11 protein-coding genes, 1 tRNA gene and 1 riboswitch are annotated in these 13,323 nt (G+C 59.2%); of the genes, 1 reads left to right on the forward strand and 11 read right to left on the reverse strand.

The genetic code is table 11. From position 1 onward, the window contains the following. Window positions 1-65 precede the first annotated feature (65 nt). From SIAM614_RS10820 to SIAM614_RS10870, 11 genes are all read right to left on the reverse strand, one after another. Window positions 66-1,136, reverse strand: coding sequence for a putative urea ABC transporter substrate-binding protein (locus SIAM614_RS10820; RefSeq protein ID WP_006934436.1), 1,071 nt, complete (start codon window positions 1,134-1,136; stop codon window positions 66-68). A 107-nt stretch (window positions 1,137-1,243) separates the two neighbouring features. After that, a riboswitch (guanidine-I (ykkC/yxkD leader) is annotated at window positions 1,244-1,359 on the reverse strand. 206 nt (window positions 1,360-1,565) lie between these two features. After that, window positions 1,566-1,787, reverse strand: coding sequence for a hypothetical protein (locus SIAM614_RS10825; protein ID WP_157139794.1), 222 nt, complete (start codon window positions 1,785-1,787; stop codon window positions 1,566-1,568). Window positions 1,788-1,811: 24 nt separating this feature from the next. Further along, window positions 1,812-2,417, reverse strand: coding sequence for an SRPBCC family protein (locus tag SIAM614_RS10830; RefSeq protein ID WP_157139795.1), 606 nt, complete (start codon window positions 2,415-2,417; stop codon window positions 1,812-1,814). A gap of 20 nt (window positions 2,418-2,437) precedes the next feature. Beyond that, window positions 2,438-3,310: an XdhC family protein gene (locus SIAM614_RS10835; RefSeq protein ID WP_157139796.1), complete on the reverse strand. Its 873-nt coding sequence runs from the start codon at window positions 3,308-3,310 to the stop codon at window positions 2,438-2,440. A gap of 18 nt (window positions 3,311-3,328) precedes the next feature. Continuing rightward, a complete protein-coding gene (locus tag SIAM614_RS10840) occupies window positions 3,329-4,528 on the reverse strand; it encodes a vWA domain-containing protein (protein ID WP_006934449.1) in 1,200 nt (399 codons plus the stop codon). A 3-nt stretch (window positions 4,529-4,531) separates the two neighbouring features. Further along, entirely contained in the window at window positions 4,532-5,413 is an 882-nt protein-coding gene (locus tag SIAM614_RS10845) for an AAA family ATPase (RefSeq protein ID WP_040439949.1), read from the reverse strand. Between the two features lie 131 nt (window positions 5,414-5,544). Beyond that, on the reverse strand, window positions 5,545-7,965 hold the full coding sequence (locus tag SIAM614_RS10850) for an aerobic carbon-monoxide dehydrogenase large subunit (protein ID WP_006934453.1): 2,421 nt from the start codon (window positions 7,963-7,965) through the stop codon (window positions 5,545-5,547). Further along, window positions 7,962-8,471, reverse strand: a complete 510-nt coding sequence (locus SIAM614_RS10855) for a (2Fe-2S)-binding protein (protein ID WP_006934455.1) — start codon at window positions 8,469-8,471, stop codon at window positions 7,962-7,964. The genes SIAM614_RS10850 and SIAM614_RS10855 overlap by 4 nt, the downstream gene beginning before the upstream one ends. A gap of 22 nt (window positions 8,472-8,493) precedes the next feature. Then, complete coding sequence (locus tag SIAM614_RS10860; protein ID WP_040439952.1) at window positions 8,494-9,360, reverse strand: FAD binding domain-containing protein; 867 nt, start codon at window positions 9,358-9,360, stop codon at window positions 8,494-8,496. Between the two features lie 423 nt (window positions 9,361-9,783). Beyond that, window positions 9,784-11,046: an MHYT domain-containing protein gene (locus SIAM614_RS10865; RefSeq protein ID WP_006934457.1), complete on the reverse strand. Its 1,263-nt coding sequence runs from the start codon at window positions 11,044-11,046 to the stop codon at window positions 9,784-9,786. 230 nt (window positions 11,047-11,276) lie between these two features. Further along, window positions 11,277-11,366, reverse strand: a tRNA-Ser gene (locus SIAM614_RS10870). Window positions 11,367-12,125: 759 nt separating this feature from the next. Here SIAM614_RS10870 and SIAM614_RS10875 point away from each other — a divergent pair. Then, window positions 12,126-13,271, forward strand: coding sequence for a septal ring lytic transglycosylase RlpA family protein (locus SIAM614_RS10875; RefSeq protein ID WP_229597961.1), 1,146 nt, complete (start codon window positions 12,126-12,128; stop codon window positions 13,269-13,271). Window positions 13,272-13,323 lie beyond the last annotated feature (52 nt).

The following is a 13,323-nucleotide window of genomic DNA, read 5'->3' on the forward strand; positions in this document are numbered from 1 at the left end:
CCGATCGGTCTCTGGCGGCGGTTCCGGCACAACGGTACCGAAACCGCCGGGTCAGCAGCGGATGCTTAGAGCGTGCCTTCTGCGGCCATTGCCATGAAACTCGGGTCGAATTTCAGTTTCACATTGCCAGTGTCGCCATAGATCGAGCCATCCGGGAACGAGACACCGACAAATTCCGGGCTCGGCGCACCTTCACCCAGAATACCCTTGTCGAACAGAAATTCGGCGACGAACTTCATCGTCTTGGGAAGTTCTGCGGACTTGGTGAACTCGACCGCTTCTGCGGGCGTGTAGAACATCTTGGTGGTCGCGAGCTGCGCGTCGTATCCGGCAAGGTCCGTGCCGGAGGCTTCGGCCATGGCGGTGCGTGCCGCGACGCCCTCGTCGCTATCGGACGACATGATCGCCATCAGCTCGTACCACGCTCCGACAAGGGCCTTACCGAAGGCGGGATTGTCCGCAAGCGTCTCGGTATTGACCATCATGATATCGATGATTTCGCCAGGAATGCCGGAGCTGTCGAACACCTTGGTAGCATTTGCTTCCGCTTCGATTTCAGACAGGAGCGGGTTCCAGGTGACCACCGCCGTGACATCCGGCGTCTGATAGGCGGCGATCATGTCTGCGTCGGATGTATTGACGACCGTCAGATCCTGTTCACTAAGCCCCACCGTGTCGAGCGCCCGTGCGAGCAGGTAGTGAGAGACGGAAAGCTCCACCAGGTTGACGCTTTGTCCCTTGATATCGGCAAGTTCGGTCTTGTCCTTCAGGATGATGCCGTCGTTGCCGTTGGAGTAATCGCCGACGATAAGCGCAGTCGTGTCGACACCGCCGCCAGCCGGGATCGAAAGGGCATCCATATTGGTCATGGAGCAGCCGTCATATTCCCCCGCGGTGTATTGATTGATCGACTCCACATAGTCGTTGATCTGAACGATCTCGACAGAGATGTCGTATTTGTCGGCCCATTTCTTCATGAGGCCGCTGTCCTGCAGATAGCCCCAGGGCATCCAGCCGACATAGATGGACCAGCAGACCTTGAAATCCGTCTTTTCCTCGGCCCTGGCCGAAGTGAGGGAAAGAGGCAGCGTCAGCGCTGCGGCGAGGAGGGAAGCTTTGGCAATCGATTTCAACATCTGTGCGCGTCTCCTGTCTTGGGCCCGGTCATCAGAACCGGGCTTACGTCATGAGGTTTTTGCGCACGGCCGGGAGAAGGTTCGCGCGCGCGAAACCTCGTGCAGTTGTCTCCCGGGTTTTTGTCCCGCCGTGTCACCGGTCTATGTCGGCATGTGCCACTCAACCGGCTTGCACCTCTCGGTCCTGCGTCGTCTTGCGACCGGATCCCTAGGCGCGCTGCACGTCGCTAACAAAGCAAGGGGAATGCCAGAAAGATGAGGAGGGAAATTTCGTCCATTGTTTCAATGTTTTAACAAAAAGCAGTTGGATTGAGTTCGTCGAAACCAATCAACAACAAATGGTATTCTGAGCAGAATATGGGCAGCATGGTGAAGAATGCACCATGCCCAGACCTTAAGCAGGCTTTGCAGGTCTATCGAAAAACAGTCTCAGCCGTCGAAAGAACAGATCTGAACCAACGGCAGGAAATGCTGTGCGGTGATGCCCAGACAACAGGCGTGCGCCACCAGCAAAAATCCGGTCAAGGTCGAACCGGTAACGAGAGCCAGAAGAAGCGATGGATCGCGCACCACCTCGCTTACGCCCCCCAACGTTTGAACTTCGGTATGTGCCATAACAATTCCTCCGGTTTGAATATCTGCAAGAGCCACCCTTGCGGCTCCTGCTGTTGGGATTTAAGCCGCAGGTTCGTCGACCTTCCCCTCGTCTCCAGCCACGTCCTGCTTTTTCTTGCCGGCGAAAAGACCTTTGATCCATCCCTTCTTCTCTTCGCCGCCGGAAGGAGAAGCGTCTTCTGGCGCGGTAGGGGCTTCCGCTTCGTTCGTTGTTGAGGGTGCTCCCGGGGCAACCTGTTCGCCAAAGGCGGTAAAAAACTCGCCGGCAAGACGTTTGGCGGTTGAGTCAATCAGCCTGGAACCAAGCTGCGCCAGCTTGCCCCCAACCTTGGCATCAACGTCGTAGTGAAGGATCGTCGCGTCAGGACCGTCTTCTTCCAGACGAACCTTGGCAGCCCCTCTGGCAAAGCCGGCAACGCCGCCGGAACCTTCGCCTTCGATGGTATAGCCATTCGGCGGGTCAAGATCGTTGAGGGTCACCTTGCCGCCGAACGTTGCTTTTACGGGCCCCACCTTCAGGCGAACCTTGGCCTCCAGATCGGTGTCCGAATGCTTGATCAGCTCCTCGCATCCTGGAATCGAGGCCTTCAGAACCTCCGGATCATTCAACGCCTCCCAGACCTTTTGCTTGGGGGCTCCGATCCGCTGGCTGTCGTTCATTTGCATGTGGCTGTTTCCCTGGTGGATCAAACGTTATGGATGTTGCTCTGGCGATGGCCGCTGCGGCGGATCATCAAGAGTTCTGCCAGAATGGAGAGTGCAATTTCTTCCGGCGCAATGGCTCCCAGATCGAGGCCTGCGGGTCCCTTGATCCGGTCGAGGGTCTGATCCGCTACGCCTTCGTCGCGCAATTTCGCCTTCAGGGCTGCAATCTTCCGGCGGCTCCCGACAAACCCAATGTGGCGCGCATCCGTCAGAAGAGCTGCCTTCAGGGCCGCCAGATCGCTGCGTCCCTGGGTCGAAATGATGGAGTAGATCTGCCCGTTGCTGCGAATGGGACTGTCAAATCCTTCTGCTCTTTTCCCGGTGCCTGAAAAGACGGACAGGTCTTCGGCAGGCGCGCAGAAGGTCAGGTCAAACCCGATGGAAGGCGCCTGGCTCGCAAGAGCAACGGCAACCGGACTGGCGCCGTAGATGACAAGCGTGGGCCGCGGCAGAACCGGTTCTATGAAGATATCCATGGTCCCCTGGCTCGGGCACATGTTCTTGGCAAATTGAATGCCTTCGCGCTCCTCACCGGCTTCTACGCCGATCTCCGCCAGCAGGTCCGCCGGTTGAAGGGAGATCAATCGTGTCTGTCCATCTTCAAAAGCGGACTTTGCCGCCTTGATGACAGCCGATCTTGCGCAGCCACCGCCGATCCAGCCGCCGACAATGTCACCATTCCTGTCGATCACCGCCTTGGCGCCGGCCTTGGCTGCGGTCACCGATATGGTGCGTACAACGGTTGCCAGAACGAAAGGTTCGTTGTCACCCTGCAATCGGTTCATCAGACGCGGCAGGTCCTGCACGACCTCTGGCGAGGCCTCTTTGCCGGACACGGGAACGGAATGCTTCATCTCAACATCTCCCATCGTTCAAAGTCTCGCCAGATAAGGCTCTAGGGCTTCAAGGCTGGCCAGGTTATGAGCTGGCGCGAAGAAATCGACATGGGGCAGGGCGGCGGCCATGCCTCCGGCTGTCGGTTCATACCCCTGCCAGCCGAGCAGCGGATTGAGCCAGACAATGCGCCTGCAGCGCCTTCGCAACCGTGCCATCTCGTCCCCAAGTGCTTCCGGCGTGCCCGTGTCATAGCCATCCGACAGGATCAGGACGCAGGTGCGAGAGTGGACGACCCGGGCAGCGTGCCATTTGTTGAAGTCGGCCAGCGCCGCACCGATCTTCGTGCCGCCGCCGATCCCTTGCGCCATCAGCCCCATGCGATCGAGCGCACGGCCAGCGTCCCGCTCCGAGAGCGCTGAGGAGACATGGACAAGACGGGTATGAAAAAGAAACGCTTCAGCTTCGCGGAAGCTATCGAGCAAACCGTGCACGAACCGAGTGAAGACACCCGTGTAGTTGTTCATCGACCCGGACGCATCGAGCAGGATCACCAGCCGCAACTGTTTCTCGCGGGGGCCTTTGCGCACAAGTTCGATAGGTGTCCCGCCTTGGGCAATGGACCGCCGGATGGTTCTGCGCAGATCCAGCTTCCGGCCTTTTCGTTTCTGACGATCTCTGCGGGTCAGTCTTATGCGCATTGCCCGTGCGAGCCGTTCGGCAAGCTCATGTGCCTGTTTCACCGCCTCCGGATCGCTGAGATGTCGAAAATCCAGCTGGCCGAGGTTTTCGGCAATGCTCGCACCTTCCCGGCGTCCGGAAGGAGTGTCCTCGCTCGCCTCATCCTCTTCACCCGGGAGACGCTCAACATCACCGGCAATTGTTTCCTGACGGTTTCCGCTGGCGTCGATCATCTCGCGAATTGTCTTCATGCCCTTGCGCGTACTCGTCCCGGTGACCTTCACGCCCGACTTGACACCCTTGCCAGTCCAATAGGCGTCGAAGATATCGTCGAAACGCTGCCAGTCGGACAAACGTCCGCAAAACAGACTGCGAAAGGCAGCCCTCAAGCTGCCGGGGCGTTGTATCATCCGAGAACTCAGCAACCGGCTTGCGTCCCGGGTCTCGGCCAATCCGACCTTGAAGCCACTGTCGCGCAGGGAGCGGACGAACCCGGCAAGCCGCAGCCTCAGAACCGGACCGATGTCAGCACTGGTTTCAAGGCTAAGGCCGGACATCACTCAGGCCACCTTTCCCAGAAGCCTGTCGGTGACTTCGCGGCTGACGCGGGCAGTGTCCTCGCGGGTTTTCAGAACACAGGAAAGCGTCTCGAAGACAAGTTCCCGGCTGTCTTGCAGGTTTTTGGCTCCAAGGCCCAAAAGAGCCGCCGCCCAATCAATGGTTTCGGCCACGCCGGGAACCTTCACGAGGTCTTCCTTGCGCAGTTTGCCCATAAGGTCGGCGATCTGTTGGGCGAGAGCAGCATCCAGGCCGGGGACACGTGACTGCAATATGCGTGTTTCACGGTCGGGCGAAGGATAATCGACAAAATGATAGAGACAGCGGCGACGCAGCGCGTCGGAGAGTTCACGCGTTCCGTTCGAGGTCAGAACCACGCGCGGGATCGATGTTGCCTGAACCGTGCCGAGTTCCGGGATCGAAACCTGGAAGTCAGACAGGATTTCAAGCAGGAATGCCTCGAATTCCTCATCCGCCCGGTCGATTTCATCGATCAGCAAGACAGGCGGTTCCTCCCGGCGGATGGCTGCCAATAGCGGGCGCTCCAGCAGATACTTTTCAGAGAAGACGGCTTCTTCCACCGCATCGGCGCTGTCGCCCGATCCCTCCCGCGCCTTGATGGCCAGAAGCTGTCGCTGGTAGTTCCACTCGTAGATGGCATCGGACCGGTCGAGGCCTTCATAGCATTGCAGGCGAATGAGATCCGTGTTCTCCAGCCGCGCCAGAGCCTTTGCCACTTCCGTCTTGCCGACACCGGCTTCGCCTTCCAGAAGCAGCGGCCGCCCGAGCATTCCGGTCAAGAGAAGTGCCGTCGCAAGACCTTCGTCCGCGATATAACCGGCGTCCGCGAGCTGAAGCGCTATCTGATCCTTGGTCTGGGTCATGCTGGTCCGTTCGGTGAGAAGGTCGCGTCCATCGTCTTTCAGGCGCTGATCCTGGATCAGGTCACGAGAGGACGACCGGAACGTCACCGCAGTCCGTTTCCCGGAAGAACCGGCCTGCGGTGACGAGCGCTTTACCCGTGCGCGCCCAGTTCCTTGGCTGCCTGCCAGATCCGCCAGGCGTCATGCGGCATCTGGATATGGGTAGACCCTAGGAACTTGAAGGCATCGTTTACCGCGTTGGAGAAGGCCGGCACACCACCGACATTCGGGCTTTCGCCAACGCCCTTTGCTCCGATCGGATGATGCGGGCTGGGGGTGACGGTGAAATCCGTTTCCCAATGGGGTGTTTCGACCGCCGTCGGCAGGAAGAAGTCCATGAAGGACGCACCGAGCACGTTGCCCATTTCGTCGTAGCGGATCTCCTGACCCATTGCGATGGCAAAGGCCTCTGTCAGGCCGCCGTGGACCTGACCCTCGATGATCATCGGATTGATCCGGGTTCCACAGTCATCCAGCGCATAGAAGCGACGTGTCTTGGCAACACCGGTATCGACATCGATATCCATCACACAGAGGTAGGCGCCGAATGGATAGGTCATGTTGGGCGGGTCGTAATAACTGACCGCTTCAAGACCCGGCTCCATGCCCGGAGGCGGGGCGTGATAGGCAGCCCAGGCGATCTCCTTCATGGATTTGCGTGCCTGCGGATTGCCTTTCACCTGGAAGCCGTCCACGTCCCATTCCAGATCGTATTCGGAAACTTCCAGCATGTGGGCCGCGATCATCTGCGCCTTGTTGCGGATCTTGCGAGACGCAAGGGCAATCGCGGCCCCCGCCACAGGCGTAGAGCGCGAGCCATAGGTCCCGAGACCGTAAGGCGCGGTATCCGTGTTGCCTTCCTCCACCATGATGTCGGCGGCGGGAATGCCGATTTCCGTCGCGATGATCTGCGCCCAGGTGGTCTCATGCCCCTGGCCTTGCGACTTGGTCCCCATGCGGGAAATCACCGAGCCGGTCGGGTGCACGCGGATTTCCGCGCTATCGAACATTGCGACACCGAGGATATCGCAATTCTTGGACGGACCGGCGCCGACGATCTCAGTAAAGAACGACACGCCAATGCCCATGATCTCGCGGGTTTCGCCGCGTTTGAAGGCTTCCTGTTTGGCCTTTTGTTCCGCGCGCAGCTCGCGATAGCCGATCGTGTCCATCGCCTTCTGCATGGCGGTATGATAGTCGCCGCTGTCATATTCCCAGCCTAGGGCCGAATGATAGGGAAACTGCTCCGCCTTGACGAAGTTCTTCATCCGCAAGTCCGCCGGATCCATGTCGAGCTTCTGGGCCAGAATATCCATGGCCCGCTCGATGCAATAGGCCGCCTCCGTCACTCGAAACGAGCAACGGTACGCCACCCCACCGGGTGCCTTGTTGGTATAGACCCCGTCGACTTCCAGATGCGCGGCCGGGAAATCATATGACCCGGTCACGATATTGAAGAAACCGGCCGGCCATTTAGATGGGTCGGCACAGGCATCGAAGCCGCCATGGTCAGCCAGAACATGCACCTTGAGACCGGTGACGGTACCGTCATTCTTGGCGGCGATTTCCGCCGTCATGTGATAGTCGCGAGCGAAGGACGTGGTCGAAAGGTTCTCCATCCTGTCCTCGACCCATTTCACCGGCACGCCGGTGACGATGGACGCAACGATGGCGCAGATGTACCCCGGATAAGCACCGACCTTGTTGCCGAAGCCACCGCCGATATCCGGCGCGATCACATGGATCTTCTGCTCCGGAATAGTCGAGAGCAGTGAGGCCACCGTCCGGATGACATGGGGTGCCTGGAACGTTCCCCAGACGGTCAGCTCCCCCTTGATCTTGTCCATCGATGCAACGCACTGGCACGTCTCGAGGGGCGAGGGGTGCGTCCGGTGATAGGAGATCAGCTCCTTGATGGTGACATCGGCCTCCGAAAAGGCTTTGTCGGTTTCCTCCCGGTCGCCCACCTCCCACGTGAAGATGTGGTTGTGGTGTTTGCGCGGACCGTGTGCGCCTTCCATCTTGCCGTCTAGATCAGGCCGCAGAACCGGAGCATCCGCATCCATCGACTTGAAGGGATCGGTCAGGACGGGAAGTTCCTCATATTCGACTTCCACAAGCTGGATGGCATCGTCGGCAATGTAGCGGTTTTCGGCCACCACAAAGGCAACTTCCTGGTTCTGGTAAAGCACCTTGCCGTCCGCCAGCACCATCTGCACGTCACCGGCCAGGGTTGGCATCCATGCGAGGTTGACGCCTTTCAGGTCTTCGGCCGTCAGAACGGCAATCACGCCCGGCAGTTTCAGGGCCTCGGAGGCGTCGATCCTGGTGATCTTCGCGTGGGCATAGGGAGAGCGGACGAAATCGCCGAACACCATGCCGGGCAGTTTCAGATCGTCGACATACTGGCCCTTGCCCTGTGTGAAGCGAATGTCTTCCACGCGCTTGCGCTTGCAGCCCATGCCTTCCAGGGCGGCTTCACGCTGTTCCCGTGTCGGGGTCATGTCGTTCATTCTGCAGCCTCCTGAAATTCAGTACCATTCAGCTTTGCAGCGGCGTACTGGATCGCCTTGACGATGTTCTGGTATCCGGTGCACCGGCAGAGATTTCCCGAGATCCCCATCCGGATTTCCTCTTCCGTCGGGTTCGGGTTTTCCTTCAGCAGCGTGTGCGCGCGCAGGATCATGCCCGGGGTGCAGAAGCCGCATTGCAGCCCGTGCATCTGCCGGAAGCCTTCCTGCAGCGCAGACAGAGTACCATCCGCATTGGCCATGCCTTCGATGGTGGTCAGTTCCGCGCCGTCTGCCTGGACTGCAAACATGGTGCAGGACTTCACGGACATGCCGTTCAGTTCCACTGTGCAGGCACCGCAATGGGACGTCTCGCAGCCGATATGCGGCCCTGTGAGGTTGAGGTCCTCGCGCAGGAAATGGATCAGAAGCGTGCGCGCTTCCACAAAACGCTGCACCTTCTTGCCGTTGACGGTCATGGTGACCGGGATCTGTTCGATATCGCTCATGTGTGTCTCCCTCGGTCCCGGTTCAGCTTGCGGCGCGCGTTGCAGCTCGTGCGAGAGCTCTCTGCAACATCACGCCAGCCATCTTGGTGCGGTATTCCGCCGGTCCACGCCCGTCCGAGGCAGGCTCGGTGATTTCCTCAGCAGCTGCAACTGCACGGGCAACAGTCTCCGCATCCAGCGTCGAGCCGGTCAGGATCTCACCGGCCTCCTGCGCATAAAGCGGCGTATCGGCGACATTGGTGAGCGCGATGGAACAGAAAGAGACGGTGCCACCGTCCAGGGTCAGCACCACGGCGGCGGCGGCCGTCGCATAATCGCCGACCTTGCGCTTCAGCTTTTCGTAGGCATAGCCATGGCCTGCAGGCGGAACAGGAATTCTGACGGCTGTCAGGATCTCGTCCGGTGCAAGGGTGGTGAAATAGGCAGCTTCATAGAAGTCCCGCGCGGGGACCTCGCGGTCACCTTCAGGACCGGTCAGCACGTAGGCCGCATCCAGACACTGCATCAGCGCCGGCATGTCGTTGCCCGGATCGCCATTGGCGACATTGCCGCCAAGCGTACCGACATATCTGATTTGAGGATCGGCAATGAGAAGCGACGTTTCACGAATGATCGGCAGCTTCTGCGCAAGCAGGTCCGAGGCGATCAGTTCGTGCTGCGTGGTCATGGCGCGAATGGTGATCGTATCGCCGTCATCCGTGATGCCCTTGAGATCGGCAATGCCGCCAAGATCGACCAGGTGTTCCGGCGCTGCCATTCGCAGCTTCATCATGGGGATCAGGCTGTGTCCGCCTGACAGGGGCCGCGCTTCGTCGCCATGGCTGACCAGGATCGCAACCGCTTCTGCAACGGACGATGGCCGGTGATAGGTGAATGCACCAGGTATCACGTCTTTCTCCTCCCTCTGCCGGCCGCCCAGGGGCCGGATGCCGGTCCTCTTGAAAAGCAAATGGTTTCGCCTTCCACCGGCAACGTCGTGTCCGGACGCAAGAAGCGGCAGGACAGTTCACGTAGGCAAAGGGTGCGGAAGAGTGCGGCGCACACTCAAGGCTGCTTGCACAAACGGCCCGCTCGACCACACGGACGGCGGTCTGCCTTGCACGAATTGCGACAGTTTTATTGACGCATTCCGGGACGGAAACGGGCATAACCCTGGAAAGAAACTCTTAATTACAGAGACTTATGGCGGCTTTTTCGGATTTGAGCGGAAGTCGACCAAACGGCACTTCAATCATGCAGGTTTGCACGAACGGCGTGTTTTCAGGCCCAGGATGCACTGCAACACGCAGAAGTTGCCGGACCCGGCCCCTTCTTATTGGGCGGCCGCCGGTTGTTCATGCCCTGCATGGCTTTGAGGCCGGCTCTGGCCAATCGCCTTCAGACGCGCTTTCACCCGCCCCCAGCGAGATCGGCTGACAGGAACGCTTTGCGCAGACTGGCCTGCCAGAATAAGAACGCCGCCGTCGCCCGAGCGCTTGTAGCTGACAACGCGGCTGAGATTGACGATGTGACTGCGGTGAACCCGATTGAAGGTTCTCGGATCAAGTTGCTGTTCCGCCTCGCTGATGGACAGCGGGCAAAAGAACTCCCTGCTGCCGTCACATATCCGCGTGTAATGCGCATCCGCGTGGATGGCGTAAATGTCCAGAACGCCAATCTTGGTCTTCTGACCGTCCCGCTCGATCGGCAGCATTCCCTTTGGAACAGGTTGACCTGGACGAACGGCTTGCGCCGCAGCCTGCAAGCCGGACGCGGATTTAACTGTTGCCGTTGTTGCAGGCGGCTCTGACGGAACGTTCTTTTTCTCACTGGTGTCGTGCAGTGTGTTCTCAAACTCAGCTTCGATCTCCCGTGCGGAAACGCTCTGATCTTCGTGTGCGGGAACGAGAGCCAGAAGGAACAGACCCGACACCAGAAACGCAACACAGGAAACAAGAATGGCGAGCATTCCAGGGCTCAAGGCCGGCGCAAGCCCCGCGGACAGCGGCTGCCGCGTTTCGTAGGTCAACCCGGCCATGGCCGTGTAGTGCATGGCGGAAATCGCGAGAGCCAGGACCGCTGCCGAAATGACAAGAGGAGGGCGGCGGCCAAGGCCAAAAAGCAGCCACATGGCGAGACCGGCAGCGTTGAAGGCAATCAGAAAACTGGCAAAGACGTAGGCCGGATCATGGTCCATGCGCAAAGACCCATGCAGAGCATACATACCGAGATAATGCATGGTGCAGATACCGCTTCCCATCACAAATGCGGAAAGGCCGAGCCGAACCGGCGTCAGACGCGCATTGCTGGCGGCAAAAACCGCAATGCCGACAACAAGAACACAAACGAGAAACGACAACAGCGTCGGCAAGACAAGAAAATCGACAGCGACCGGCATTTGCGCTGCCAGCATGCCGACGAAATGCATGGACCAGATGGCGAGCGCTAGCGTCAGCGCGGCACCTGCGAGCAAAAGCCGCCGGCGCGGATCCACTGCGCTTCTCACCTGCACAGCAAGGTTCAAGCCTACAAAACTGCCCTGAAAGGCCATCACCAGGGACAGCGCAACAAGCCAGGGCTCGTGCATCACCGACATGCCGGCTATCTCCTCCCAGTAGCCGCCGCCGCATCGAGCGACGGTTCCTCCAGGTTCCGATGATAGGGGAAAGACAAATCCGCATCAAATTGCGAGTTAAGCCAAAGTCAGCATCGCTTTCGATTTCTAAATTCTCAATTTTTTGGAAAATTGCGGTGGAGTGCGGACAAAATCCACACCCGGAACCAAGCGCTCAAGTGGCTGGAAACATTTAAGGACAAAGAGGGAAATGGCGGTGAGGGTGGGATTCGAACCCACGGTACGCTCTCACGCACGGCGGTTTTCAAGACCGCTGCCTTAAACCACTCGGCCACCTCACCAAACCGGTGCCTTGGCGGCCCGGCTGTTCAAACCGTTTCCTTTTTCTCAATCGGAAAGTCAAGCCGGAATCATCTGCATGAGGTTCAGGCTCGAGAAATCGTGTGGATGCGCGTGGCGGGAGGAGGCTCCTTTGGGATGTTCCGGCGCCGCTTGCTTAGAAGGGGCAGGACGGGCAGCGCGAGCGCAGGAACATCGCCAAAGGGCAGGGGCCGCCGGTCCGGTGTCGTGGGCAGGGTTTTGAACCGGCGGCCTAAGCTGGAGGTGGGGTCCAGCGTTGCTGTGACAGGGCGGTCATCAGCAATGAGGACACCCTAGGCGGAATTGACAGGGCAGAATGTGACCTGGATCACATGTGGAGCGAATGACGATTTCTTCTCACCTGTGTTTTCAGCGCAACAGTAGAGGATCGGCAAATTGACGCAGCTTTTCTCCATATATTTCAGACTGTTACACTCGTCACTCTTTAGGGGATGAGCGAAAAAACGCTCGAAAGCGGTGGAGCGTTGAAATTGGGCAACGGCGCGGCCTCGACGGACAGTTTACTTTGAAGTAATAAAACTACGCTTTAACAAGGGCATATGCGGGATGTATAGCGGGGGCTAGTGCATCTCGCGGGGACTGATCTGAAGATCGGAACAATGCCTTGAAAACCGGCGCGGACCGAACCACGCGCCGGAATGATCGCGTCAGCTGCGGGGCCGCCAGCGCGTAATGAGTAGGACGGCAGTATGCAAGGGACAGGCGGGAAATCTTGCCGGGTGAATAACCAGGTGGCAGGAACGTCTTCAGGGGAACCGGCTGCGACGCTCGAGGGTAACTCGCGTCCGGGCCGCAAACTCAGCGCCCAGTTGCGCACGGGGTTGATCGTTGCGGCCGCTGTTTCGGCCGTCGCAGCCTGTAGCAGCGCTCCACAACAGAAATCGAAATTCAGCCCGGAAAAATATGGCGTCAAAGGCAGCCCGCGCATGGTTGCGGAAGGTCAGCCCGTACCGAAAGGTGGCGGACGCTATATCGTCGGCAAGAAATACAAGATCGCTGGCAAGTGGTATTATCCGAAAGAAGATCCGGATTATAAGAGAACCGGTCTCGCTTCCTGGTACGGACCGACATTCCACGGCCGCAAGACCGCCAATGGCGAAATCTTCGACCGGAACTCCCTCACAGCCGCGCACACCACGATGCCGCTGCCGTCTTATGCCCGCGTAACGAACGTGGAAAACGGCCGCTCGATGATCGTACGTGTGAATGACCGCGGTCCGTTCCATGGCAACCGCGTCATCGACCTGTCAGAACGCGCAGCAACCATGCTTGGCACCAAGAGCGCCGGTATCGGTAAGGTGAAGGTTGAATATGTCGGCCGCGCACCGCTGCACGGCCAGGATGATGCATTCCTGATGGCCTCCTACCGTGGCCCGGGTGCTGTCGAGCCAGGCGCGACCATGCCTGGCACAATGCTGGCTCAAGCTGAACCAACGCAGGTTGCGCCTCAGCAGGCCGCACCGCAGGTCACTTTTGGTGCAGTGCCCGCTCCAAGTAGCCGTCCTTACATGACGACCGCGTCGTCCACGACAGCTTTCCGGGCTCAGCGGACCACAGTAACAGTTGCCTTCGACCCGGCACTGGCATTCGAAGCCGGCCGGCCGACCATCGAAGTTGCGTCGAACAATCGTTTCGAGCCGGTCGAATCGGCTTATTCGCCGTCCGGCCTGGCACCTGCGGAAGGAACGCTCGGTGTGCTGCGCGTCCCGGCTTCGGATACCTCCGCCGCTCTGGTCAACGGCAGTGCGATTTCCTCCTTCGCAGCGAACCGCCGAATTTCCGACGCACATTCGCTTCTCGCAAATGCTTCCGCGACGGGCCTTTCCATGCGGGAGCTGGTGGTCAAACTGGAAAACGGCGGCTAATAGGCCCGAAGCCGCGCCTGTATCGAAAAATAGGGCAAGCGGGTTTATGGCC

Origin of the sequence: Roseibium aggregatum IAM 12614 (assembly GCF_000168975.1) — a bacterium.
Taxonomy (GTDB): domain Bacteria; phylum Pseudomonadota; class Alphaproteobacteria; order Rhizobiales; family Stappiaceae; genus Roseibium; species Roseibium aggregatum.